The sequence below is a fragment of the Streptomyces sp. MP131-18 genome (assembly GCF_001984575.1).
In the GTDB taxonomy this organism is placed as follows: Bacteria; Actinomycetota; Actinomycetes; order Streptomycetales; family Streptomycetaceae; genus Streptomyces; species Streptomyces johnsoniae.
This window is the reverse complement of sequence record NZ_LZNS01000001.1, coordinates 3465901-3491112: the sequence shown is the minus strand read 5'-3', so window position 1 is coordinate 3491112 and position 25212 is coordinate 3465901. Positions and strand designations below refer to the sequence as shown.

The 25212-nt window shown below is 75.4% G+C and carries 18 protein-coding genes; 6 read left to right on the top strand and 12 right to left on the bottom strand.

Translation table 11 applies throughout. The annotated features are described in order from the left end of the window. Positions 1-10: 10 nt before the first annotated feature. Positions 11-724, top strand: coding sequence for a methyltransferase domain-containing protein (locus STBA_RS15575; protein WP_077059830.1), 714 nt, complete (start codon positions 11-13; stop codon positions 722-724). Beyond that, the gene (locus STBA_RS15570; RefSeq protein ID WP_079251942.1) at positions 721-2310 is read left to right on the top strand and encodes an FAD-dependent oxidoreductase; all 1590 of its coding nucleotides are present in this window, start codon (positions 721-723) and stop codon (positions 2308-2310) included. The genes STBA_RS15575 and STBA_RS15570 overlap by 4 nt, the downstream gene beginning before the upstream one ends. Here STBA_RS15570 and STBA_RS15565 read toward each other — a convergent pair. The 6 genes from STBA_RS15565 to fdh form a co-directional block, all read right to left on the bottom strand. After that, complete coding sequence (locus STBA_RS15565; RefSeq protein ID WP_077059829.1) at positions 2259-3236, bottom strand: DUF5914 domain-containing protein; 978 nt, start codon at positions 3234-3236, stop codon at positions 2259-2261. The genes STBA_RS15570 and STBA_RS15565 overlap by 52 nt on opposite strands. Beyond that, on the bottom strand, positions 3233-4237 hold the full coding sequence (locus STBA_RS15560; RefSeq protein WP_077059828.1) for a phytoene/squalene synthase family protein: 1005 nt from the start codon (positions 4235-4237) through the stop codon (positions 3233-3235). The genes STBA_RS15565 and STBA_RS15560 overlap by 4 nt, the downstream gene beginning before the upstream one ends. After that, complete coding sequence (gene crtI, locus STBA_RS15555; RefSeq protein WP_077059827.1) at positions 4234-5757, bottom strand: phytoene desaturase family protein; 1524 nt, start codon at positions 5755-5757, stop codon at positions 4234-4236. The genes STBA_RS15560 and crtI overlap by 4 nt, the downstream gene beginning before the upstream one ends. Positions 5758-5895: 138 nt before the next feature. Next, positions 5896-6933 carry an NrfD/PsrC family molybdoenzyme membrane anchor subunit gene (gene nrfD / locus STBA_RS15550; RefSeq protein WP_077059826.1) on the bottom strand — a complete coding sequence of 346 codons (1038 nt, stop codon included), beginning with the start codon at positions 6931-6933 and terminating at the stop codon, positions 5896-5898. Further along, positions 6930-7781: a 4Fe-4S dicluster domain-containing protein gene (locus STBA_RS15545; RefSeq protein ID WP_077059825.1), complete on the bottom strand. Its 852-nt coding sequence runs from the start codon at positions 7779-7781 to the stop codon at positions 6930-6932. Before STBA_RS15545 ends, nrfD begins: the two co-directional genes overlap by 4 nt. Before the next feature lie 3 nt (positions 7782-7784). Beyond that, positions 7785-11036, bottom strand: coding sequence for a formate dehydrogenase (gene fdh, locus STBA_RS15540; protein ID WP_077059824.1), 3252 nt, complete (start codon positions 11034-11036; stop codon positions 7785-7787). A gap of 161 nt (positions 11037-11197) precedes the next feature. Between fdh and STBA_RS15535 the strand changes: the two genes are divergently transcribed. Next, on the top strand, positions 11198-12673 hold the full coding sequence (locus tag STBA_RS15535; RefSeq protein ID WP_077059823.1) for an MFS transporter: 1476 nt from the start codon (positions 11198-11200) through the stop codon (positions 12671-12673). A 62-nt stretch (positions 12674-12735) separates the two neighbouring features. Here STBA_RS15535 and STBA_RS15530 read toward each other — a convergent pair whose 3' ends face one another. Then, positions 12736-15813 (bottom strand): glycoside hydrolase family 38 C-terminal domain-containing protein, encoded by a 3078-nt coding sequence (locus tag STBA_RS15530; protein WP_077059822.1) that lies wholly within the window; start codon positions 15811-15813, stop codon positions 12736-12738. 186 nt (positions 15814-15999) lie between these two features. Then, positions 16000-18174 carry an ROK family protein gene (locus STBA_RS15525; RefSeq protein WP_077059821.1) on the bottom strand — a complete coding sequence of 725 codons (2175 nt, stop codon included), beginning with the start codon at positions 18172-18174 and terminating at the stop codon, positions 16000-16002. A gap of 342 nt (positions 18175-18516) precedes the next feature. Here STBA_RS15525 and STBA_RS39285 point away from each other — a divergent pair, with 342 nt between their 5' ends. After that, entirely contained in the window at positions 18517-19293 is a 777-nt protein-coding gene (locus STBA_RS39285) for a transglycosylase SLT domain-containing protein (RefSeq protein ID WP_077059820.1), read from the top strand. 145 nt (positions 19294-19438) lie between these two features. Beyond that, positions 19439-19669: a hypothetical protein gene (locus STBA_RS15515; RefSeq protein ID WP_077059819.1), complete on the top strand. Its 231-nt coding sequence runs from the start codon at positions 19439-19441 to the stop codon at positions 19667-19669. Between the two features lie 34 nt (positions 19670-19703). On the opposite strand, the gene STBA_RS15510 is transcribed toward STBA_RS15515, so the two are convergent. Together STBA_RS15510 and STBA_RS15505 are read right to left on the bottom strand one after the other, a co-directional pair. Next, the gene (locus STBA_RS15510; protein WP_253194746.1) at positions 19704-20543 is read right to left on the bottom strand and encodes an SAM-dependent methyltransferase; all 840 of its coding nucleotides are present in this window, start codon (positions 20541-20543) and stop codon (positions 19704-19706) included. 143 nt (positions 20544-20686) lie between these two features. Continuing rightward, positions 20687-22201, bottom strand: a complete 1515-nt coding sequence (locus STBA_RS15505) for an aldehyde dehydrogenase family protein (protein ID WP_079251941.1) — start codon at positions 22199-22201, stop codon at positions 20687-20689. Positions 22202-22377: 176 nt separating this feature from the next. Here STBA_RS15505 and STBA_RS15500 point away from each other — a divergent pair, with 176 nt between their 5' ends. Further along, positions 22378-23166, top strand: coding sequence for a phosphatase PAP2 family protein (locus tag STBA_RS15500; protein WP_079251940.1), 789 nt, complete (start codon positions 22378-22380; stop codon positions 23164-23166). On the opposite strand, the gene STBA_RS15495 is transcribed toward STBA_RS15500, so the two are convergent. Together STBA_RS15495 and STBA_RS15490 are read right to left on the bottom strand one after the other, a co-directional pair. Further along, positions 23072-23758: a response regulator transcription factor gene (locus STBA_RS15495; protein ID WP_290443854.1), complete on the bottom strand. Its 687-nt coding sequence runs from the start codon at positions 23756-23758 to the stop codon at positions 23072-23074. The genes STBA_RS15500 and STBA_RS15495 overlap by 95 nt on opposite strands. Further along, positions 23748-25151, bottom strand: a complete 1404-nt coding sequence (locus tag STBA_RS15490; protein WP_253194744.1) for a histidine kinase — start codon at positions 25149-25151, stop codon at positions 23748-23750. The genes STBA_RS15495 and STBA_RS15490 overlap by 11 nt, the downstream gene beginning before the upstream one ends. Positions 25152-25212: the final 61 nt, after the last annotated feature.

Sequence of the window (25212 nt, the reverse complement as noted above, 5' to 3'; positions counted from 1 at the left end):
GGAACACCCCATGACGCTGCTTCGCGACCGCGAACTCGCCGCGGCCTTCGACCGCGCCGCCGTCGGCTACGACCGGCTGGTCGCCGTCAACCCCGGCTACCACGCCCACCTGCGCCGCTCCGCGCGCCGCCTCGGGCCGCGGCAGGCCCCGGGCGGCGGGCGGCCGCGGCTGCTCGACCTGGGCTGCGGCACCGGGGCCTCCACGGCCGCGCTGCTCGCCGCCCACCCCGGCGCGCGGATCACCGCGGTGGACGCCTCGGCCGGCATGCTGGCGCGGGCCGCGGCCAAACGGTGGCCCCCCGGCGTCGCGTTCGTGCACGCCCCGGCGGAACACCTCGAACGCGCGGGCGTCACCGGCCCGTTCGACGGCGTCCTCGCCGCCTACCTCTTCCGCAACGTCACCGACCCGGACGGGCTGCTGACCGCCGTGCGGCGGCTGCTCGCGCCCGGCGGGCGGCTCGCGGTGCACGAGTACACGCTCAGCGGCCGGCCGCTGCACCGCGCGGTGTGGACCGCCGTCTGCCGCGGCCTCGTCTGCCCGGTCGGCGCCCTCACCGGCGACCGGCTGCTGTACCGGCACCTGTGGCACAGCGTCGCCGGCTTCGACACGGCCGCGGCCTTCGCGGACCGCATGGTGCGCGCCGGCTTCCACGGCGTGCGCGCCGGGACCATGCCGGGCTGGCAGCGCGGCATCGTGCACACCCTCGTCGGGACCGCCCCGTGACCGGCCCCGGCCGCGACCGGCGCGCCGCGGTGCTGCCGGCGGCCGGCGGGCGCGCGCGGGTGGCGGGGACGCCGCCGCGCACCGCCGTGATCGGCGGCGGCATCGCCGGGCTCGCCGCCGCCACGGCCCTGGCGGAACGCGGCGTCCGCGTCACGCTGTTCGAACGCGATGCCGGTCTCGGCGGCCGCCTCGCCGGCCACCCCGTGACGCTGGCCGACGGCTCGGCCGCCACGATGACGCGCGGCTTCCACGCGTTCTTCCGTCAGTACTACAACCTGCGGCAGCTGCTGCGCCGCGCCGATCCGGGGCTGCGCATGCTGACCGGCCTGCCCGACTACCCGCTCCAGCACCGCGACGGCGCCCGCGACGGCTTCGCCCGCGTGCCGCGCACCCCGCCGTGGAACGCGCTCGGCTTCGTCGCGCTCAGCCCTTCCTTCCACGTCCTGGACCTCGCCGGGATGCGGACGGCCGCGGCGCTGCCGCTGCTGGACGTGCGGGTGCCGGACGTCTACCGGCGCCTCGACGGGACCAGCGCGCACGACTTCCTGGCCGGCATCGGGTTCCCCGCCGCCGCCCGGCATCTGGCGTTCGAGGTCTTCTCCCGCAGCTTCTTCGCCGACCCGCGCGAACTGTCCGCCGCAGAGATGGCCCTCATGTTCCACATCTACTTCCTCGGCTCCGCCGAGGGCCTGCTGTTCGACGTGCCGTCCGAGCCGTTCCCCCAGGCCCTGTGGGAGCCGCTGGCCGCCTACCTCGCGCGGCTCGGCGCCGAGTTGCGCACCGGCGCCGCCGCCGAACGGGTCACCCCGGCAGGGGACGGCCTCGACGTGACGGCGGACGCGCCGGCGGAACGGTTCGACGCGGCGGTGCTCGCCCTCGACACCGAGGGCCTGCGCGGCCTCGTGGCACGCTCGCCCGCGCTCGGCGACGCCGAGTGGCGGGCGCGCGTCGGCAAACTGCGCACCGCGCCGCCGTTCCTGGTGTCGCGGTACTGGCTGGACCGGCCGGTGGCCCGCGACCGGCCCGGGTTCCTCGGCACCGCGGGCTACGGCGCGCTCGACAACATCACCGTGCTGAACGCCTTCGAGGGCGAGGCCGCGCGGTGGGCCGCCCGCACCGGCGGCTGCGTGCTCGAACTCCACGGCTACGCCCGGCCGGTGGGCGCGGACCCGCGGGCCGAGCGGCGCCGGCTGCTGGCCGCGGCGCACGAGGTGTACCCGGAGCTGCGCGGCGCACGGACCGTCGACGCGCGGCACGAATGGCGCGCCGACTGCCCGCTGTTCCCCGTCGGCGGCCACGCCGGGCGGCCGACCGTGCGCACCCCCCACCCGGCGGTGATGCTCGCGGGCGACCTGGTGCGCACCCCGCTGCCGGTCGCGCTGATGGAACGCGCCGCCACCACCGGCTTCCTGGCCGCGAACGCGCTGCTCGCGCGCTGGGGCGTGCGCGGCCACCCGCTGCGGACGGTGCCGCGGCGCGGGCGGTCCGCCGCCTTCCGGGCGCTGGCCGCGCTCGGCCGGCCCGTTCAGCCCGTTCAGCCCGGGAACGCGCCGCGTTCGCGCAGCGCCCAGCGGCGCTCCGCGTAGGCCAGGTCGTCCCGCCACAGCCGCGCCGCCGCGGCCCGCATCAGCGGCCTGGCCAGCGGGGCCGCGGCGCGGGCGAGCGCGAAGCCGGGGCGGTGCGAGGTCGCGACGACGGCCTCGATCACGGCGGTCCGCGGCGCGCCGTCGGGGCCCGGGCCCAGCGGGGTGGCATGCGTCTCCACGACCGAGCCGCGGCCCTCGCCCTCCTCGATCAGCATGGTGACGGTGCGCGGTCCAGGGGCGGTGAAGACCGCGCGCACCGGCACCACGGCGCGCCCCGCGACGCGGAAGGAGACGTCGACGGCGAGGCGGTCGGGCGCGTCCGCCACGACGGTCAGGTCCACGAAGGAGTACGGGTGGAACCAGGCGCCGTGCCACGGGTCGAGGCGGTTGGCGACCACGTCAGCCGGCTCGCACCTGCCGGTGCCGGTGAACACGGAGTGCAGCGTGCCCGCGGGCCCGGGGCGGGCGGGCACCGGCGGCGCGGCCAGCGGTTCCTCGCCGCCGAGCCCGTCCAGGCGCACCCAGGCCAGCACGCCGTCGTCATGCGCGGGGAACGGCTCCCAGCCGGCGAACGGCCTGCCGTCCAGGGCGAGTCCGTGCCAGTGGCACAGCAGCCGGCCGCAGCGGACCCGGCTGTCCTTCAGGGGCGCACCCAGATGCGGGCACGCCCCCTGCCCGGCCAGCAGCCGGCCGGCCCGGTCGCGCCAGGCGACGACCTCCACGCCGCCGACCGTCCGGCCGAAGGGGCGTCCCGCCGCGATGTCCGCGGACCCCGCGAGCACGTACCAGTTGCCCGCGGTCCTGGCCGTGGCGCGGGCCAGCGCCTCGGCGATGAGGGCGGGCCCGGCGGCGCGCCAGGTGGGGCGCTGGTCCTCCCAGGCGGCGCGGCGGCGCAGGCGCAGCGGGTAGGGGGCGCGGGCGGTCATGCGGGGCTCCGTTCCGCCGGTGCGAGCGCCGGGGCGCGGTCGGCGGCCCGCGCGCGCCGCCGGGCGGCCAGGGCGCGGGCGAGGCCGTCGAACGCGACGGCGGCGCGCCGGTGCCGCGGCACGGCGGCGCGGCGGTGCAGCACGGACCAGCCGTCCGCGGCGACGGCGTCGAGGATGCCGCCGTACAGGGTCAGGGCGGTGCGGATGCAGGGCCGCGCCACCGGATCGAGCATCGCGACGCCGGGCGCGGCCTCGCGGTAGACGCCGCGGGTCAGCGCGGCGGCGGCCATCAGCGCGGCGGTGATGCGCCGGTCCCGCGAACCCGTCCTGCGGCTCCAGCACAGCAGTTCGCGGTCGGCGCCGTGCGCGGCGAGCAGGTCGGCGGGCAGGTACACCCGGCCGCGGTCGAGGTCCTCGCCGACGTCGCGCAGGAAGTTCGTCAGCTGGAACGCCTCGCCGAGCGCGGCGGCGTGCGGCGCGGCCTCGGCGCGCGGCACGGCCGTGCCGAGCACCGGCAGCATCTGGAGCCCGATGACGGCGGCCGAGCCGTACATGTAGCGGCGCAGGTCCGCGTAGGTGGGGTAGTCGGTGACGACCAGGTCGCTGCGCATCGAGCCAAGGAACGCGGTGAAGTAGCCGGGGTCGATGCCGTAGCGCGCGGTGGTGTGCGCCAGGGCGCGCACCACGGGGAACTCCTCGTCCGTTCCGCTCCCCTGGGCGGGCCCGGTGGCGAGGCGGGCCGCGAGGCGCGTGGCGAGCGCGTCCAGGGCCCGCGCGCGCTCCCGCGGCGCTGTCTCCCGGCCCAGGTCGTCGACGATGTCGTCGGCCCAGCGCGCGAATCCGTACAGGGCGTGCACCGCGGGGCGGCGGTCGGCGGGCAGCAGGCGCGTGGCGAGGAAGTAGGTCTTGCCGTGCCGGGCGTTGAGCCGCCGGCACTGCGCGTAGGCGGCGCGCAGTCCCGGCCCGGTGATGCCGGCGGCGTCGAGTTCGCGGGCGGTCACGACGCGAGCGCGATGGTCGTGCGGGACCGGTCGCCGCCGCGGAGCCCGGTGACGCGGGCCGCGGCCAGCTTCCCGGAGAGAAGCACGGGCGGCACGCCCACGCCCGGCGTGGTGCCGCAGCCGGCGAGCACGGCGTTCGCGAGTCCGCGCACCAGGTTCCGCGGCCGGAACGGGCCGGTCTGCGCGAAGGTGTGCGCGGCGGAGAACGGCGTTCCGGCGGCGTGCCCCTGCCGCGCCCAGTCGGCGGGGGTGACCAGGTGCGCCTGTTCGATCGCGCCGCCGAGGCCGGTGAGCCCGCGGTGCTCCAGCTCGGCCACCAGCTCGTCGCGGTAGCGCGGGCCGAGCGCCTGCCAGGTGTCGGGGCCCGGGCCGATGCCGGTGTGGGGGCAGGGGGCGAGCACGTAGTGCAGGTGCTTGCCCGGCGGGGCGAGGGACGGGTCGTGCGTGGTGGGGCGGGTGATGAGCAGCGACGGGTCGGTCATCAGCCGCCCGCCGCGGGTCAGCTCCTCGAAGGTGCGGCGCCAGGCGCGGCCGAACGACAGGGTGTGGTGGCCGAGTTCCGGCCAGGTGCGGGAGGTTCCGGCGTGCAGCACGACCGCGGACGGCGCGTGGCGCAGCGGCAGCGGGCGGCGCGGGACGCGGCCGAGCAGCCGGTAGGCGGTGGGGAGTTCGCAGCTGAGGACGACGGCGTCGCAGGGGATGCGCGGCCCCGCGGCGGTGTGCACGGCGGTGACGCGGTCGGCGGCGCGTTCGAGCCGGGTGACCTCCTGCGCCCAGTGGAACGTGCCGCCCGCCTCGGCCGCCGCCTCGGCCAGCGCGCGCGGCAGGGCGTGCACGCCGCCGCGCGGGAAGTACACGCCGGCGACCGTGTCCATGTAGGCGATGACCGCGTACGCCGCGAGCGCGCGGGCCGGCGGCACGCCCGCGTACAACGACTGGAAGGTGAAGATGCGCCGCAGCCGTTCGTCGTTCAGGAAGCGGCCGATCTGCCGGTCGAGGCGGCCGAATCCGCCGAGGGCCGCGAGGCGGGCGAGGTCGGGGTGGAGCAGCTGGAGCGGCGAGTCGAAATTGGCGTCGATGAAGCGCCGCCGCTGGGCGCGGTACAGCGCTTCGAGCCACCGCCGCAGCCGCAGGTAGCCCGCGGCTTCGCGCGGGCCCGCGCACCTGCGGACCTCGGCCTCCATCGCCTCCGCGCCGGTGTGCACGTCGATGCGGCTGCCGTCGGCGAACCGCGCCCGGTAGGCGGGGTGCAGCGGAACGAGGTCGAGGCGGTCGCGCAGCGAGGTCCCGACGGCCGCGAACGCCTCGTCGATCAGCTCCGGCATGGTGAGCACGGTCGGCCCGGTGTCGATGCGGTAGCCGCCCAGGTCGAGCCGCCCGGCCCGGCCGCCGGGTGCCGGGGACCGCTCCACGACGGTGACGCGGCGCCCCGCCCCGAGCAGGTGCAGCGCCGCGGCGAGCCCGGAGAGACCCGCGCCCACCACGACGACGTGGCCGGTGGGCCCGGCCAGCCGCCTCACCGGCCGGCTCCGGAGTTCGGTTCTGCGGTTCTGGGGTGTTGTGGCATCGCGCGTCCTTCCGTATGCCGGGCACCCGTCCGGGCGGCCCGTCGCAGGCGTTCCCCGCAACGGGTCCCGGCGCTCGCGGCAGGCCACGATTCACCCCGTTCGGCCCACACCTCCGGGGCGGGAACGCTGCGGCTCGACGGTGTACTTGGGGTCGCGGGCCGAGGCGAGGCCCGCGTGGAAGAGGCCGAAGCGGGTGCACACCGACGCGGCGAGCAGCGCCGCGCCGCTGAGCGTCGCCGCCCGCCGGCTGCGGCCTGACAGCAGCGCCGCGCCGGCCGCGCCCGCCGTGCCCAGGACCTCGGCGGCGCGCAGCAGGCGGCCGGCCGTGCCCTGCCGGTAGGTCTCCGCGATCATTCCGGTGCGGCGGCGCAGGGCGTGCATGGCGGCGAGTTCGGCCGCCGTGCCGAGCACGGCGGCCCGGCGGGCGGGGCGGTTCTCCGGCAGCGGGCCCGTCAGCAGCGCCATGCCGGCCGCCGCCGCGGCGGCGGAGCCGGTGAACAGGTAGGGCAGTTCGCGGTGGCCCTCGTGCCAGGCGGGCACCGCCGTGTCGGCGATCAGCACGCCGGTGTACGCGGCGACCGCCGGGCCGAACACGGCCGCCCCGCAGGCCGCGGCGCGGCCGGCCCGCGGGAAGCGGCCGGTCACGTCGGCCGCCGCGGCGGCCCCGGCCAGCGGGCCGTAGCCGACGAGCAGCCAGGAGCCGATGCTCATGGGGGAGGTCGGCTTGAAGACCCGCAGCATGTTGAGGAAGCGTTCGGGGCGGCCGAGGTCGTGGATCAGCGCGGCGGCCGACAGCGAGACCGCGCCGAGGGAGCTGAGTTTCATGGCCCGCGCGGTGCCGCGCCTGCCGGTCAGTTCCGCGCCGGCCGCGAGCACGGAGCCGGCCCCGGCGAGCCCGCCGAGAAAGAGGTACCCGGCGATATCCGTGGCCGCCCAGTGCGGCACCTTCAGCACCGGCCGCCCGTAGTACGAGGTGAACTCGGCCTCCCGGGCACCGCGGCGCCGCCCGCCCGCGGGCCCGCCGTCCGGGCCACCGCCCGGACCGCCGTTCATGCCGTTGCCGAACAGGGCCTCGCTGCCCGGCCGTTCGCCCCGCAGCCCGGCCCTGGTGACCTCCGCCCCGCTCATCGCCTGCCTCCCGCGAAGACGGCCGCCAGGCCGGTGAGCAGCGCCGCCGCGGCGACGCCCGCGTGCCGCCACATCGCCGGCAGGTCGCGTGTGGTGACGACCGGGTCGGGCGGCAGCCCGTACACCTCTGGCTCGTCGAGCAGCAGGAACAACGCGCCCGCGCCGCCCACGCCGTCCGCCGGGTCCTCGCCGTACAGGCGCGCGTCGGGAACGCCGGTGGCGTGCAGCTGCTCAACGCGCGCCGCCGCCTTCTCGCGCAGGTCGTCCAGCGGCCCGAACTGGATCGATTCGGTGGGGCAGGCTTTCGCGCAGGCCGGTTCCTGCCCGGCGCCGAGCCGGTCGTAGCACAGGGTGCACTTCCAGGCCCTGCCGTCGCCCTCCCGCTGCTCGATCACCCCGTAGGGGCAGGCGGGCACGCAGTAGCCGCACCCGTTGCAGATGTCCTCCTGGACGACGACGGTGCCGAACTCGGTCCTGAACAGCGAGCCGGTCGGGCACACGTCGAGGCAGGCGGCGTGCGTGCAGTGCTTGCACACGTCGGAGGCCATCAGCCAGCGCAGCTCGGGCTGCGTCTGCTGGCCGCCGAGCGGCTTGTCCTGCTCGATGAACGCGACGTGCCGCCACGAGGAGGCGCCGAGCGCGCCGGTGTTGTCGTAGCTCATGCCGGTGAGGTCGAGGCCGTCCTCGGGGACGGCGTTCCACTCCTTGCAGGCCACTTCGCACGCCTTGCAGCCGATGCACACGGAGGTGTCGGTGAAGAAGCCGACGCGTTCGGGCGGCCGCGGGTGGCCCGCGTCGGCGACGTCCGGCTCGGGGCCGTGCAGCAGGTGCGGTTCGTGCGTGGTCATGGGTCAGACCTCCATGCCTGTCTGCTCGTCCGATCCGGCGCGTCCGCGGTAGTCCTCGACCAATGCACGCAGCGCCGGGCCGCGGGGGCGGCGCCCGGGGCGGATGTCCGCGGACAGCGCCTTGACCTCCTGGATGTGCACGTTGGGGTCGAGAACGATCGAGGACAGTTCGTTCGCCGCGTCGCCGCGGGTGTACCCGTTGGGGCCCCAGTGGTAGGGCAGCCCGATCTGGTGCACGGTGCGGCCGTCCGCGCGCAGCGGCGCCATGCGGCGCGTGACGAGGACGCGCGCCTCGATCGCGTTCCGCGCGGTGATGACGGTCGCCCATCCGGCGTGCGTGAGGCCGCGCTCCGCGGCCAGTTCCGGGGAGACCTCGACGAAAAGCTCCGGCTGGAGTTCGGCGAGGTAGGGCGACCAGCGGCTCATGCCGCCCGCCGTGAAGTGCTCGGTGAGGCGGTAGGTCGTGACGACGTAGGGGTAGACGCCGGCGGCCCCGTCCGAGGGATGGTAGGCGTTGCCCTCGCGGGGGAACGTCAGCCGCACGGGTGAACGGCGGTGGCGCGGGTGCAGCGCGTTGCCGAACGGCGAGTCCTGCGGCTCGTAGTGCGTCGGCATCGGTCCGTCGACGAGGCCCGCCGGGGCGTAGAGCCAGCCCTTGCCGTCGCCCTGCATGATGAACGCGTCGTCGCCGCGGAGCGCCGCCACGCCCCACGCGTCCGCCTCCGGCACGTGATCCGGCGGGCAGGCGGCGGGGAAGTCCGGCACGTCGTGGCCGGTCCAGCGGCCCGCCGCCGCGTCCCACCACACGTACGCCTTGCGTTCGCTCCACGGCGTGCCGTCGGGCGCGGCGGAGGCGCGGTTGTACAGCACGCGGCGGTTGGCGGGCCAGGCCCAGGCCCACTCGGCGGCGACCCAGTCCTGCTCGGTGTGCGGTTTGCGCCGCGCGGCCTGGTTGACGCCGTCGGCGTAGACGCCGCAGTAGATCCAGCAGCCGCACGAGGTGGACCCGTCGTCCTTCAGCTCCGTGTACGCCGACAGCGGGGCGCCGTCGGGGCCGCGGCCGTTGATCTCGGCGAGCACGGCATCGGCGACCGGTTCGCGGTGCGGTCCTGTCTCCGCGTAGTCCCAGGCCAGGTCGAGGAAGAGCCGGTCCTCCGGCCGGTCGGAGCCGGCCAGCTTCTCGCGGATGCGCAGGGCCAGGTGGTGGGCGAACCACAGTTCGCTGCGCGCGTCGCCCCGCGGCTCGACGGCGGCGTGGTGCCACTGGAGCCAGCGGTTGGTGTTGGTGAACGAGCCGGACTTCTCGGCGTGCGCGGCCGCGGGGAAGAAGAACACCTCGGTGCCGATGTCCTCGGTGCGCAGTTCGCCGGTGTCGATCTCGGGGCCGTCCTGCCACCAGGTGGCGGATTCGATGAGGGAGAAGTCGCGCACGACGAGCCAGTCGAGGTGGGCCATGCCGAGGCGCTGGAGGCGGGCGTTCGCCGAGCCGACGGCCGGGTTCTCGCCGAGCAGGAAGTAGCCCTTGCAGACGCCGTCCAGCTGGGCCATGACGGTGTCGTAGGTGCTGTGCGAGCCGGTGAGGCGCGGCAGGTGGTCGAAGCAGAAGCCGTTGTCCGCGGTGGCGGCGTCGCCGTAGTACGCCTTGAGCAGGCTGACCATGTAGGCGCCCATCTCGGACCAGTAGCCCTTGCGGGTGCGGACGGCGGCGACGAACGACTCCAGGTCCTGGTGGGCCTGGGCGTGCGGCATCGGCAGGTAGCCGGGCAGCAGGTTGAACAGGGTCGGGATGTCGCTCGACCCCTGGATGCTGGCGTGGCCGCGCAGCGCCTGGATGCCGCCGCCGGGGCGGCCGATGTTGCCGAGCAGCAGCTGGAGCACGGAGGCGGCGCGGATGTACTGCGAGCCGACGGTGTGCTGCGTCCAGCCGACCGCGTACACGAACGCGCTGGTGCGTTCGGGACCCGAGTTGCGGGTCAGGGCATCGCACACCTGGGCGAACCGCTCCGGCGGGACGCCGCAGACCCGTTCGACCAGCTCGGGGGTGTAGCGGGCGTAGTGGCGCTTGAGGATCTGGAAGACGCAGCGCGGGTGGGTCAGCGTCTCGTCCCGCCGGGGGCGGGGCGGTACGTCCTGGCCGCCGGAGCCGTGGGACTCCGAGCCGCCCGCGCCGTGCTCGACCGCGATGTCGTCCAGCCGCAGGTTGCGGTGCGGGTCCGGCTCCCCGGCCAGCGAACGGACCGCCGCGCCCTCGTACTGCCAGCTCGCCGGGTCGTAGCGGCGCCCCTCCTCGTCGAGGCCGGAGAAGACGCCGGCCAGGTCCTCGGTGTCGCGGTAGTCCTCGCCGACGATCGTGGCCGCGTTGGTGTAGGCGAGCACGTACTCGCGGAACTCCTTGCCGCGGGTGAGGACATGGTTGATGATCCCGCCGAGGAACGCGATGTCGCTGCCCGCGCGGATGCCGACGTGCAGGTCGGCCAGGGCGCTGGTGCGCGTGAAGCGCGGGTCGACGTGCACGATGGTGGCGCCGCGCGCCTTGGCCTCCATGACCCACTGGAAGCCGACGGGGTGTGCCTCGGCGTAGTTGGAGCCCTGGATGACGATGCAGTCGGCGTTCTGGAGGTCCTGCATGAAGGTGGTGGCGCCGCCGCGGCCGAAGGAGGTGCCGAGGCCCGCCACGGTGGAGCTGTGGCAGACGCGGGCCTGGTTCTCGATCTGGATGATGCCAAGACCCGTGAACAGCTTCTTCAGCAGGTAGTTCTCCTCGTTGTCCAGCACCGCGCCGCCGAGGCTGGCGATGCCGAGGGTGCGGGCCACGCGGGCGCCCTCTTCCTCCCACTGCCACGTCTCGCGCCGGGTGCGGATGACGCGGTCCGCGACCATGTCCATCGCTTCGTCCAGGCCGATCGGCTCCCAGCCGGTGCCGTGCGGGCGGCGGTACAGCACCTGGTGGCGGCGGGCGTCGCCGGTGACGAGCTGGAGGGTGGCGGACCCCTTGGGGCACAGGCGCCCGCGGCTGACGGGGGAGGCCGGGTCGCCCTCGATCTGGATGATCCGCTCGTCCTTGACGTAGATCTGCTGGCCGCAGCCGACCGCGCAGTAGGGGCAGATGGAGTCCACCACGCGGTCGGCGGTGTCCGTGCGGGGCCGCAGCCCGGCGGTGCGGCGCGAACGGGCCGCCGCGCCGCGGCCGAGCGGGTCCTGGCCCGTCAGCTGCCGGTACACGGGCCAGTCCTGAATCCAGGTGCGCACGCCCATCGCCCGCCATCCCTCCTTTTGTGCCGCTTTCGGCCTTTCCGGCCTGTGACGATGATGCGGCGGCGCCCGGTGGGGCGCATGCGGGGTGAGGCGAAAGAGAAATGCCGACGGGAGAGCGTTTAGGAACGGACCGTTCCTAAAAGTCCGGCATCGTCGTCGTCATGGACAACACCACTGCCCCCCGCGACCGGCGCTGGCTCGGTCTCTTCGCGATACTCGGCGCGATGATCATGAACCTGCTGGACGCCACGGTGGTCAACGTGGCCGCCCCCTCGATCCAGGCCGATATCGGCGGCACGGAGACCAGCCTCCAGTGGATCGCGGCCTCCTACACCCTGGCCCTCGCGGTCGGCCTGCTGACCGGCGGCAGGTTCGGCGACATGTTCGGCCGCAGGCGGATGCTGCTGATCGGCGTCGCCGGTTTCGTCCTGGCCTCGGCGGCGTGCGCGCTCGCCTGGTCCCCCGGCACCCTCATCGGCGCCCGCGTCGCGCAGGGGCTGTTCGGCGCGGTGATGATCCCGCAGGCGTTCGGCCTGATCCGCGACCTGTTCCCGCCGCAGGAGATCGGCCGGGCCTTCGGCGCGCTCGGCCCCGTCATCGGACTGTCCACGATCCTCGGCCCCGTCGTCGCGGGCCTGCTCGTCGACGCCGACGTACTGGGCACCGGCTGGCGGATGGTCTTCCTCATCAACCTGCCGATCGGCGCGTTCACCCTGCTCGCCGGCTCCGCGGCGCTGCCCCGCGGGCGCCGCAGGCGGGACGTGCGGCTGGACGTGACCGGCGCGCTGGTGGCGGGCGTCGCGATCTTCCTGCTGGTCCACCCGCTGGTGCAGGGCCGCGAACTGGGCTGGCCCGCCTGGCTGTTCGCGGTAGCCGCGGGCGGCGCGGCGGCCCTCGCGGTCTTCGTCGCCCAGCAGCTGCGGCGCAAGCGGTCGGGGCGCACGCCGCTGGTGGAGTTCAGCGTGCTGGCGAAGCGCTCCTACACCTCGGGCGTCGCGTTCGTCGTCGTCTTCTTCGGCTCCATCGTCGGATTCTCGCTGGCCATGGGCCTCTTCCTGCAAATGGGGCTCGGCTTCGGGCCGCTGCGGGCGAGCGTGACCATGGCGAGCTGGGCGGTCGGTGCGTTCTTCGGCTCCGCGTTCGGCGCGATGGCGATGGCGCGCCTCGGCCGCCGCATCCTGCACCTGGGCCTGGCGCTGATGACCGCGGGACTCGCCGGAACGCACCTCGTGCTCGGCCGCGCCGGGACCGGCGTGGACGGCGGAGACCTGGCGCTGCCGCTGGTCCTCTACGGCTTCGGCATGGGCATGATCTTCGTGCCGCTGTTCGACATCATCATGGGCGACGTCGACGACCAGGAGGTCGGGTCCGCGTCCGGCCTGCTGGAGTCGTTCCAGCAACTCGGCGGCAGCCTGGGCGTCGCGGTCCTCGGCACCGTTTTCTTCTCCGGCGTCGGCGCCGCCCCCGCGGTGGCCGACTTCGTCGGCGCGGCCCGCCACGTCACCCTGCTCTCCCTGGCCCTCACCGTCGCCGCCTTCGCGCTCGGCTTCCTGCTCCCGCACCGGGCCAGGCAACAGCCCCCGGCCCCGGCCGAAACCACCCCGGAACGCCGGCCGACCGAGCCCGCACTGGTCTGAGCCCCCGGCCCCCCGCCGCCCACCGCCCACCACCCCGGGCGGTGGGCGGCGTTCGGGGCCGGTCAGGCCGTTGTGATGCGCAGGGTCAGGATCTCGAACGGGCGCAGGGCCAGGGGGACTTCCGGGCCCGGCAGCGGTGCGGTGCCGGGGAGTGGGCGCTCCAGCAGGTCGACGGGGACGGCCACCGCCCCGGGGACGTCCACCCGCAGCGTGGCCGTGGCCCGGCCGCCCAGCGCCTCGTACAGGCGGACCACCAGGTCGCCCGACCGGTCGTCGGCGAGCTTGACCGCCTCGATCACGACCGCCTCGTGGTCGGTGACGGCCACCGGCGGGACGGCCGACGCGCCGGGCACGCGGCGTTCCGGCAGGTTGAACCGGTAGCCCTCGCGGACGGCGTCCGCGAGCGAGGCGCCCACCACCAGCGCGTACGCCAGGCGGTGGCGGCCCCGGTCGGCGTCCGGGTCGGGGAACCTGGGCGCGCGCAGCAGCGAGAGGCGCAGCGTCGTGGTGGTGCCGCCGTCCGCCCGGACGTCGCGGGTCACCTCGTGGCCGTAGCTGGAGTCGTTGACGAGCGCCACGCCGAACCCGGGCTCCTCGACGTGCAGCCAGCGGTGCGCGCAGAACTCGAACTTCGCCGCGTCCCAGCTGGTGTTGGCGTGGGTCGGGCGCACCTGGTGGCCGAACGGGATCTCCCCGCGCGAGTGTTCCGCCCGCAGATCGAGGGGGAACGCCGCCTTCAGCAGCTTCTCCCGCTCCTGCCAGTCGATCACCGTGTCCACGTCCAGCCGCCGCGTGCCGCGCCGCAGCGTCAGCAGCTGCTCGACGCGGGAGTCGCCGAAGGTGCGGACGACGCGGATGCCGTCGGCCGCGGGCGCGACCTCGTCGGCCTCCGTCAGGTCGCGGACCGTGTTGCGGTAGAAGTCGTCGATGTCCCAGGCGTCCCACTGGTTGGGGAAGTCCTGGTGCAGCTGGAGCAGGTTGGCGGGCGACCCGGGCGGCAGCGCCTCCCGGCCCGTGGTCAGGTCCTTCAGCGAGGTGACCAGACCGCGCTCGTCGACCGTCACGCGCAGCAGCCCGTTGTCCAGCAACAGCTCGCCGTCCGTACCCCGTTCGGCCGCCACCGGCCCTTCCGCCGCGGCCGGGTCCGCGGCCGGGTCCGCGACCGCGCCGCCCAGCGCGGGCACGCCGCCGCGGGCGTGCGGCGCGGCGTTGAAGGCGACCGAACCGCCGCCGTCCCCGTCCCCGTCCGCCGGGCCGGCCACGGCCCGCAGCGCCCGTTCGACCAGGCCGTTCAGCTCGGCGGCGACCTCGGCGTACGTGGCCTCCGCCTCGCGGTGCACCCAGGCGATGGACGAGCCGGGCAGGATGTCGTGGAACTGGTGCGTCAGCACCGTCTTCCACAGCCGGTCCAGATCCTCGTACGGGTAGGGCGCGCCGACGCGCAGGGCGGCCGTTGCCGACCACAACTCGGCCTCGCGCAGCAGGTGTTCGGCGCGGCGGTTGCCCTGCTTGGTGGCGAGCTGCGTCGTCAGTGTGCCGCGGTGCAGCTCCAGGTACAGCTCGCCCGACCACACCGGCGCCTGCGCGCCGTACTCGCGGTGCGCGGCCTCGAAGAAGTCCGCCGGTCCTTCGACGGTCACCCGCGGCGAACCGGCCAGGTCGGCGAGCCGTTCCGCGCGCCCCAGCATCTCGCGGGTCGGGCCGCCACCGCCGTCGCCCCAGCCGAACGGCACCAGCGAGCGGCCCGCCGGGCCCTTCTCCTTGAAGTTCCGCTCGCTGTGGGCGATCTCCTGCCCCGACAGCTCGGCGTTGTAGGTGTCGACGGGCGGGAAGTGGCTGAAAACGCGGGTGCCGTCGATGCCCTCCCACCAGAAGGTGTGGTGCGGGAAGGTGTTCGTCCTGTTCCACGAGATCTTCTGCGTCATGAACCAGCGCACGCCCGCCAGCTTCATCAGCTGCGGCAGGGCGGCGTTGTAGCCGAACGTGTCCGGCAGCCACATCTCCTCGGTCTCGACGCCGAACTCCTCCAGGTAGAACCGCTTGCCGTGGACGAACTGGCGGGCCAGGGACTCACCGCCGGTCAGGTTGGTGTCGGGCTCCACCCACAGGCTGCCGGCCGGCAGGAACTGCCCGGCCGTCGCCTTCTCCTGCGCCCGCCGGTACACCTCGGGCCGCTGCTCCTTCAGCCAGGCCAGCTGCTGGGCCTGCGACATCACGAAGCGGAACGCCGGGTGGTCGTCCATCAGCGCGGTCACGTTGGCGACGGTGCGCGCGGCCTTGCGGACCGTTTCGCGCAGCGGCCACAGCCAGGCGGTGTCGATATGCGCGTGGCCGACCGCCGATATGCGGTGCGCGTCGGCCGGGGCGGGCGCGGCGAGGACCGCGGCCAGCGCGTCGCGCGCGGCGGGGGCGGTGCCGGGGATGTCCTGGAGGTCGACCGCGTCCAGGGCGCGTTCCACGGCGTGCAGAACCTGCCAACGGCGGGTGGACTCCGCGGGCAGCTCGGCCACCAGGCCGGACAGCACGTCGAGATCCTGGCACAGCTCCCACACGTCCCGCTGGAACACGGTCAGTTCGGCCCGGGCCAGCCGGTAGAGCGGCGCGCCCGCCTCGTCCGCCGCGCCCTCCAGCCAGGCGGCGCGTGCGCCGAGGCCGGTCGGCAGGAACGGCACGCCGCCGGGGCCGCTGTCGAGGATCAGCGGGTTGGCGGCGGCCTCGACGTGGAACGTGAACTCCTCGCCGCCCGCCGCCTTCTCGGCCACGGTCAGCCACGCGTTGCGCGGGTTCAGCGCCTTCAGGGGCGTGCCGTCCGGGAGGTGGACCAGGCCCTCCGCGGAGAAACCGGCCTTGGTGCCGTCGAAGCCGAGGTCGACGACGGCCTCGACGCGCCGCCCCGCCCACTCGCGCGGCACCGTGCCGGAGATGCGGAACCAGTGCGTGGCCCAGGCGGGGCCCCAGGGCTCGCCGACGCGCATGGGCCGGTACGGCGCGGCGATGCCGTCGGCGACCGGCACCGGCTCGCCCGGTGCGGCCCAGCCGGCGACGTCGAGGGGGATGCCCGGCCGGTGGACGGCGGGCCACAGGCGCTGGGTCAGGACGCGGTGCAGGCGTCGTTCGGTCTGGGCGGGGTCGCGGTGCATCGGTACTCCGTGGGGTGGCGGGTGCGGCCCGCGGCAACGTGCGAACCGACCTATTATGAAAATCCAATGGATGGATGAAGTCAACGCCGTGCATGCCTCAGAAATCGGCGCAGCCCGGTATGGATCGCGGTTGACCAGGACCGGGGACGGGCAGAGTGTAAAAGGTTTTTCCTGCCGGATGAGTCGTCAGGTGGCCCGCGCCCCGGCGCGGGCGTGGGTGCGCAGGCGGGGCGCGAAGGAGGCGTGGAACACGCCGGAGGCCGCGCCGACCGCCGCCGCCGACTCGTTCAGCAGCGAGTGTTCGACGTGGACCCGCCGCAGCCTGCTGGCCAGCGGGTACCGGTTGACCGCTGCGGAGATCTCGGACAGGAAGAGACCGGCGACCGGTGCCGGAACGGCCGGGCCGCCGACGATCAGCAGGGTCGTGTCCAGCAGGTCGGTCACGCCGGTCGCGCCCCGGGCGACAACCCGCGCGACTTCACGGAACGCCCGTACGGCCCGCGCGTCCCCCGCCGCCGCCGCGGCGCACAGCGACTCGTACGCGCCCGGTGCCTGCGGCCACGTCAGCCCGGCCGCGGCGGCCTTGTCCAGCGCCGATGACATGGGCGCGCACTCCGGCACCCGGCCTGGCCCGCCCTCGGGCGTGACGTGCCCGAGCGCAAACGCGCACAGTTCGCCGAACTCCCCGGCGTTGCCCGTCCTGCCGCGGTACACGTCGCCGTTGAGGAACGCCCCGGCCCCGGCGCCCGCGCCCAGGTACAGGTAGACGAAGTCGCCGGTGCGGGCGGCGGCGCCGATCCAGCGTTCGCCGATGGCCGCCGCGGTCGCGTCCTTCTCGACGGTGACCGGCACGCCGAGCCGTTCGGCGAGCGGGGCCCGCAGCGGAACGTCGTGCCAGCCGCTGAACAGCGGCGGGTCGTACAGCACCCCGGCGCCCGCGTCCAGCGGACCCGGCACCGCGATGCCGACGCCGAGCAGGGTGTCGGACACGGCCCGCGAGGCGGCGACGGCCTCCCGCGCCATGCGCGTCATGCTGTCGATCACCGAGGCGGGGTCCGCCCCTTCGTGCAGCGGCAGCACCCGCTGGTCGAGCACGCCGCCGCACAGGTCGACGACGACCTGCGTGATCATCTCCGGGTCGAGGTGGATGCCGATGGCGCAGGCCGCGTCCGCGCGCAGCCGCAACGGCACCCGCGGCTTGCCCTTGCCGCCGGGAAGCACGGAGTCCTCGACCAGGAAGGCCGAGGTGAGCAGGTTGCGCGTGATGCGGGAGACCGCCTGCGGGGTGAGCCCGGTGCGCTGCGCGATCTCCACGCGGCTGAGCGAGCCCGCCTCCCTGATGCTCTCGATGACCAGCTTCTCGTTGAACGAGCCGAGCGCCAGCTGGTCGAACGCGCGGGGCGTTCGCGCCGGCGGCTCGGGCGCCGCGCCCTCCGCGGGGCACCGCCAGACCAGCGGCGCCGCCTGACCGGCGCGCAGCGCGTCGAGCAGCGAACCGTGCGTGGCCGCCGCGGCGGCCGGGCGGTGGCGCAGCTGGAGCTGGCAGACGACGCCCAGGGTGGCGGGCCAGCTCATGAACTCGGGCGCGGTGTGCCAGGCGACGCCCGCGGCGGCCGGCCCGCCCTCGTCTTCCGCCGGCGCCCCGGCGCCGCCGAACGCCACGGCGTGCACGCCCGGCGCCCGGTGCGCCGCGCCCACCTCGGCCAGCAGCTCCGCGAGCGCGGGCAGGGCCTCGGCCCGCGGCCCCTCGGCCGTCAGCGCCGTGCCCAGCGCGGCGTTCAGCGCGCCGTTCAGTGCCCGCCGCTCCTCGGCGGGCGCGGGCACGGCAGGCAGCGCGCCGGCCGCGGGCTCGGGGGGCTCGGCCAGCAGGATCACGGCGGCGTCCGCCGCGCGCCACAGGCCGAGCAGCCGCGGACGGCGCAGCGGCAGCGGCGGGGCGGTGGGCAGCGTGACGGCGGCGGCATCGCCGCCGGCCACGCCCCAGCGGCGCCACACCGCGCCCAGCGCCGTGTGGGATATGCCGAGGTGGTCGGCGAGCGCGCGGGCCGACCACGCCCGGCGCGGCGGGGGCGGCCCCGCCAGGGTCGAGGCGATCACGTCCGCCTCGTCGATGCGCGGCGGCCGGCCGCTGCGCGGCCGGTGCTCCAGGCCACCGAGGCCCTGCGCGGCGTAACGGCTGCGCCAGGACGACACGGTGGGGCGGGAGACGCCCAGCGTGCGGGCACTGTCGGAGACCGAGACGCCGGCTGCCGCGTCCAGGATGATCCGCGCGCGGACGTCCCGGTCCGGCCGTTCCCGCGACCACCTGCGCAACGCCTCCTGCTGGGCGCGGGTGAGGGAGAACTCCGGGAGGTCGGGCATGAGCCCATACAACACCGTTCCGACCGCCTGGCGCGGGGCGGGCGCCGCGTGACGCTGCGTACCGGGCGCCGATCCCGGGGGTGAACGGGCGGGGGCCCTCACGTGATGCCCGGCACGAGACGCCCGTCACATCCGAAGGGGAATAGGAGCGGGCCGCGCCCCGCCCCCGGGCAGGCCGCGGGCCGCCCCTCCGGACGGCGGTGCGGCGCCGTTCGTGGCCTACGAAGCGGGATCGCAGAAGGGGTCTTTGCAGGGGCGCCACGGCAGTTCCCATGCTGGGCCACGTCGCCATCCGCGGCACCCATCTCCCTCCCGTTCGCCCAAGGAACGAGGTACGTCTTCATGACCGCCAGCACCAACGACACCCGCACCACCGTGACCCGCACCGTCGCGCTGGCCGGCATCGTGACCGCCGGCGCCGCGGCCCTCACCCTGCCCTTCGCGCCCACCGCGGCCGCCGACGACGCGGCGGCCCACGGTGTCACCGAGGCCGCCGAGCGGACCGCGGCCCCGGCAGCCTTCGCCCCGAACGACTCCGACGGGGTCATCGGGAAGGCCCCCGGCGCCGAGAACGACGAGAACGACGGAAACGACGAGAACGCTGAGAACACCGAGAACGCCGAGAGCGCCGAGCACACCGAGCGTGCCGACGACGGCGCGAGCCGTGACGACCGCGGCGGCGACGGCGACGACGGCGCCACTGAGGTCGCGGACCGCGGCCGCGGCGCGGAGTACCGCGAGGACGGCACGCTGGTCACCATCCCCCGCCACGAGCAGCCCGAGCCCCAGCCCGCCTCGGACGAGGACATCGACCGCTGGATCGACGAGGCGCTCGAGGTCCTGGACGAGAAGGACATCCCCGGCTCCTACGAGGGCATCCACCGCAACCTGATGCGCGAGTCCAGCGGTGACCCGCAGACGATCAACCTGTGGGACACCAACGCCCAGGAGAACATCCCGTCCAAGGGTCTGCTCCAGGTCATCGACCCGACCTTCGAGCAGTACCACGTCGAGGGCACCAGCAAGAACATCTACGACCCGGTCGCCAACATCGCCGCGGCCTGCAACTACGCCGCCGAGCGCTACGGCTCCATGGACAACGTCGACAGCGCGTACTGACCGGCGCCCGCCGGCCACCCGGCCCCGTTCCGGAACGATCACGTTCCGGAACGGGGCCGCGTCGTGCGCCCCGCCCGTTCCTCTCGCAGACTGGTGCTGTCACGGGCGGCCGCCGGCCGCCACCCCACGTCCGGGAGACGACGGCATGGTTACCGATCTGCTCGCCCATTTCCTGCGGCAGCTCAGTCCCGAGAACCGGCGGTGGCTGGAGACCCGGCCCGCCGACACCCAGCAGGCCATCGCCGAGGAGTGGCGGGAGACGGAGGGGGCGGGCGCCTCGCTGCTCAGCTCGGTCGACCTGGTCCCCGATCTGGTGGACGAGGGGGCGTCCGCCAACGCGTTCATCCAGAACGTGCGGGACGCGGAGAACTGGTGACGCCCCGGACGCCGCCCCCGTGGGCCGGGCGGGCTCAGCTCTTGCGGCCGACGCCGCCCACCAGGTCCGCCACCAGCGCCGCCCACTCGGGCGAGTACCGGCCGCCGGGGTCCGGGCGCCAGGAGGTCAGCGCGACCACCCCCGGCTCGACGAGCTCAAGCCCCTCGAAGAAGCCGGCGATCTGCGCCGGCGAGCGCAGGTGGTAGGCGAGCGGGGCGATCCTGTTGTGCCGGCTCTGGATGTCACGCCAGTCCGCCTCCGTATCGCAGATGTCGTGGGACATCAGGTAACTGCCGCTCGGCAGGGCGGCCAGCAGTTCCCGCACGATGGCGCGTGCCTCGTCGTCGTCGGGCACGTGGCCGAGGATGCCGCTCAGCACGAGCGCGACCGGCCGCGACAGGTCGAGCGTCTCCTTCGCGGCGGCGAGGACCGCCTCGGGCTCGTGCAGGCTGGCCTCGTGGTAGGAGACGGCTCCCGCGGGAATGGAGCCGAGGAGCTGGCGGGCGTACAGCACCGTCTGCGGGTCGTTGTCGGCGTAGACGACGCGTGATCCGGGGGCCACCTGCTGCGCGATCTCGTGCGTGTTGCCCGCCGTGGGCAGGCCGGAGCCCACGTCCAGGAACTGCCTGATGCCCACGTCGCGCGCGAGGTAACGCACGGTGCGGCCCAGGAAGTGCCGGGTGGTGCGCACCCTTTCCAGCAGCCCGGGGTAGGTCACCGCAAATTTGTTCCCCGCTTCACGGTCCACGGCGAAGCTGTGCATGCCGCCAAGCCAGTGGTTCCAGGTGCGCGCCTGACTTCTCAGCGTGGTATCGATCTCCGCGGTCGGCTCGATGGTCGGGTGGGGAGCGTGCGAAGCGCCTTGAGTCGTCACGCTATGCACGGAACCAGGGGTGAGCGCCACGGTAAAGAAGGTGCGGGCAGGTCCAGCGCGGATGCGCGGTATCGGCCGGCCCCGCACGTGGCACGCGCGCAGGTTCGCGGCGCGCCCCGCGCGATCGCAGGCCCGCGGGCAGGTCACCGGACGGGCAGCTCCCGCGGGGTGCGCTGAATGCTGATCCAGTGCTCGCTGGTGAACTCGTCGAACACCCAGCCGCCGCCGAACCGCCCGAGCCCGGAGTCCTTCTCGCCGCCGAACGCCGCGTTCACGTCGTCGTGCACCGTGGTGTCGTTCACGTGCGTCATGCCCGCCTCGACGTGCCGCGCGAACCGCAGGCCGCGCTCCACGTCGCGCGTGAAGACGCCGCTGGACAGGCCGTACTCGGTCTGGTTCGCCAGGGCCAGGGCGTCGTCCTCGTCGCGGGCCTCGATGATCGTCGCGACCGGGCCGAAGACCTCCTCCGACGCGGTGGCGAGGTGCTGCCCGCCGACGAGGAGGTGGGGCGGCAGCACCCGTCCGGTGGGCCCCGAGGGCTCGCCCGAGACCAGCAGCCGCCCGCCCTGCTGAACGGCGCGCTGCACCTTCTCGCGGACGGAGGCGAGCTGGCGGTCGTTGATGATCGGCCCGATCTCCGTGCGGTCGTCCCGCGGGTCGCCGGTGACCAGCGCCTCGGCCCGCGCCACGCAGCGCTGCACGAACGCATCGTGGATCGAGGCGTCGACGATTACGCGGTTGGTCGCCATGCAGATCTGGCCCTGGTGGAAGTAGCTGCCGTACACGGCGGCCGAGACCGCCGCGTCCAGATCGGCGTCGTCGAGGACGACCAGCGGCCCGTTGCCGCCGAGTTCGAGCGCGAGCTTCTTCAGCCCGGCCTGCCGGGCGATGCCGCGGCCGACCGGTGTCGAGCCGGTGAACGAGATGACCCGCGGCACCTCGTGCCGCACCATCGCGTCGCCGATCTCGCTGCCCCGGCCGATGACGACGCCGAGCACGCCGGGCGGCAGCCCGGCCTCCTCGTAGATCTTCGCCAGCAGCAGCCCGCCGGTCACCGGGGTGTCCCCGGCCGGCTTGAGCACCACCGCGTTGCCCGCGGCCAGCGCGGGGGCGACGGAGCGGTTGGCGAGGAACAGCGGGAAGTTCCACGGGCCGATCACCCCGATCACCCCGGCCGGGCGGCGGTACACCCGGTTTTCCTTGCCCGGGGTGTCCGAGGGCACCGTCCGCATCTCCAGGAACGTGCGGGAGGCCGCCAGCCGCGTGATCGCGAGGCAGATGTCCAGCTCCATCGCGACCCGCGGACGGATGCACCCCGCCTCCCGCACCAGCCAGTCGCCGATCTCGTCCGCCCGTTCGGCCATGAGCACGGAGGCCCGGCCGAGGACCGCGGCCCGCTCCGCGGCGGGCGCGGCGCCCCAGGCGCGCTGCGCCTCGGCCGCCGCCCGGTAGGCGTCGTCCACGTCGGACGCGTCGGCGAGCGGGATCTCGGTCAGCGTGTCACCGGTGTAGGGGTCGACGTCGACCTGTGCCGAGTCCGCGCGCCCGGCCCGCCACGCGCCGGCGATCGGCATGCGGTCGAAGCCGGTGTACGGGGCGGGGGCGGGCCGGGGGGCCGGGGGCGCGGGGTGGCTCCGGGCGGGCGTCTGCGTGGCCATGCGGGACCTCTCGTGCAGGGTTTTTATCCGATATAGCCAGATTGGCGGCTGCTGCCGCGTTCCCCGCCGACGCCACGCCGGAACCGCGCGCCGCGTCAAGCCCGACGAAGGTCGGGGGCGGACCCTGCCCTTCGCCAGGGCCGCGGCCCCCGGCCGCCGCCTACGGTCCCGTGGCCATGTGCCCACAACCGCATCAACCGCATCAACCGCATCCACGACTGAATACCGGTGGCCGCGCCGCGCGGCTGGCCCTGGCCGCCGCCGTCACCGCCGCGTGCGCCCTGATCCTGAGGTGGCTCTCGCCCGGCGGGCTCGGCTCGCCCGGACCCGAGACCGTGACCGGCGGGGTGTCCGCCGACCTCTACCGCACCGTGACGGACGGCGTGGCGGACGTGCCGCACTGGGCGGCGTTCCTCGGCGAGGCCGCCACCGAGGCGGGCCTGGTGGTGCTGGGCCTGCTGCTGCTGTGGACCGGCCGCCGCGGCCTGCGCCGCACCGACCCGCGCCTGGTCGCCGGGGTGCTCCTCACGGGCGCGGCCACGGTGGCCGCGTACGGGCTGAGCGAGTCGCTGAAGCTGGTCGTGGACCAGGAACGGCCCTGCCGGGCGGTGCCCGGGGCCGACGCGCTGGCGGCCTGCCCGCCGCCGGGCGACTGGTCGTTCCCCAGCAATCACGCCACGCTCGCCGTCGCCCTCGCCACCGGTCTGGTGTGGCTGTGGCCCAGGGCCGCGGCGGCCGTGGTGACGGCGGGCGCCGCGACGGCGGCGCTGCGCGTGGTGATCGGCGTGCACTACCCGCACGACGTGCTGGCCGGTGCCGCGCTCGGCGCCGCCGTGACCGCCGCCGCGATGCTCGTGGCGCTCCCCGCGGTCACGTCCCTCGTGGCGGCACGATTTCCGCTTCGTGGGCGACCACCGCGGCAGCGGCCCGGTTCGGCACGCCGAGCCGGGACAGGATCGAGCTGACGTGCCCCTTGACCGTGCCCTCGACCAGGCCGAGGCGGCGCGCGATCCCCCGGTTGGACACTCCGGCGCCCAGCAGCGCCAGCACCTCGCGTTCCCGCGGCGTCAGCGCCGCGACCCGCCCGGCCGCGGGCCCCGGCGCGGGGCGGGCCGCGGCGAGGTGGGTGATGACGCGGGCCGCGACCTTCGGCGAGAGGTGGGCGGCGCCCTCCGCCACCGCCCGCACGCCCGCGATCAGCTCCTCCGGCTCGCCCGACTTGATGAGGAAGCCCTGGGCGCCGCCGCGCAGGGCCCGCAGGATGTAGTCGTCCTCGCCGAACGTCGTCAGCATCACCACACCCGTCCCCGGCAGGGTGCGGCGGATCTCGGCCGCCGCGGCGATGCCGTCCGTGCCGGGCATGCGGATGTCGAGGACGGCCACCTCGGGCCGGTGGCGCTGCGCCAGGTCGACCGCGCCGCGCCCGTCGCCCGCCTCGGCGACGACGCCGATACCGGGGTCGGTGGCCAGCACGGCGCGCACCCCGGCGCGGATCATCGGCTCGTCGTCGGCGATCAGGACCCGGATCACGGGCGCCTCCCGGGGCTCAGTGGACAAGGGCCGTCCTGGAGACCAGCCGCCCGTCCCGCCAGCAGAGGCGATAGGCGTCGCCGGCCCGGTCGGCCAGGGGGTTCGCCGTGATCGCGTAGTACTCGCACGCCGTCCCCCGCCCGCCGGGCGGGGCGGGCCCGTCCGGCACGCGGTGCGGGGTCTGGTGGTCCGGCAGGACGGCGGCGACCTCGGCCCGGCTCTGCCCGAGGTGCAGGCCGTCGAACACGGCGGCGTCGAGCACCGCCCGCGAGGCGGCGACCGTGCTCCACGCCATCAGCACCGCGCTGAGCAGCACGAAACCGCCGAGCGGCAGCGTGGCCACGGCCAGCAGCGAACGCCCCGTGCGGCGCCGCGCCTCGCGGTGCTCGCGCGCGACCGCGGTGGGCGCGGGCGGCGGCGCCGCGGGGGCGCGGTGCGGCAGGCGCGCCGTCACGGCGAACCCGCCGTCCGCCGCCGGCCCGTGGGCCAGGCTGCCACCGGCCAGCCGGACCCGTTCGGCCAGGCCGATGAGGCCGTGGCCGCCCGCGGCGGCCGTGCCGCGGCCCGCGGGCGCCGGGCCGTTGCGCACCTCGACGCGGGTCTCGCCGCGGTCGGCGTCGTGTACGAGGCGGACCGCGGCGGCGGCCCCCGTTGCGTGCTTCGTGACGTTGGTGATGCCTTCCTGCACCACGCGGAACGCGGCCCGCACGACGCGCGGCGGCAGGTCCTCTGCCGCACCCTCGACGTCCAGCGTCACCGTCAGACCGGCCGCCCGCGCGGCGTGCACCAGGCCGGGAACGTGCTCGGGCGCCGGTCCGCCGCCCTCGGTGGCCTCTGCGCCCTCTGGGCCCTCGCGGAGGAGACCGACGACCTCGCCGAGGCGCTCCGCGGCGTCCCCCGCCCTGGCCCTGATGTCCCCGGCGACCGCGCGGTGCTCCGCGCCGAGGCCGGGAGCGAGCTTCAGGGCCCCGGCGGACAGGGCGATCAGGCTCAGATCGTGGCCGAGCGCGTCGTGCATGTCCTGGGCGATGCGGGTCCGCTCGCGCAGCCTCGCCTGCTCGGCGATCAGGCGCTGCTCGCGTTCGAGCCGGGCGGCCCGCTCCCAGCCGCCCCGCAGCAGCTCGCGGTAGTGGCGCCAGAACCGGCCCGCCCACCAGGGCAGCAGGGTGCCGAGTGCGAGGTAGGCGACGAAGGTGCTGCCCCTGGCCAGCCAGGCGGGGGAGAGGAGGGCGGCGGCGCAGCCGGCGGCGAGCAGCACCGCGAGCACCGGCGCGGCGACGCGGGCGCTCCCGGGGCGGCCCCCGCACAGGAACGCGGCGGTGGCGGCGGGCAGCACCCACCAGGGACTGTGCACGGCACTGAGAGCGGCCCCCGCCGCCGCGACGGCGGCGAGCAGCAGCCCGGGCGGCAGCGATATCACGGCCGCCAGCTTACGCAGCGGCGCGGAGCCGCCCGTGATGCGAAAGAATTATTGCTCAAAA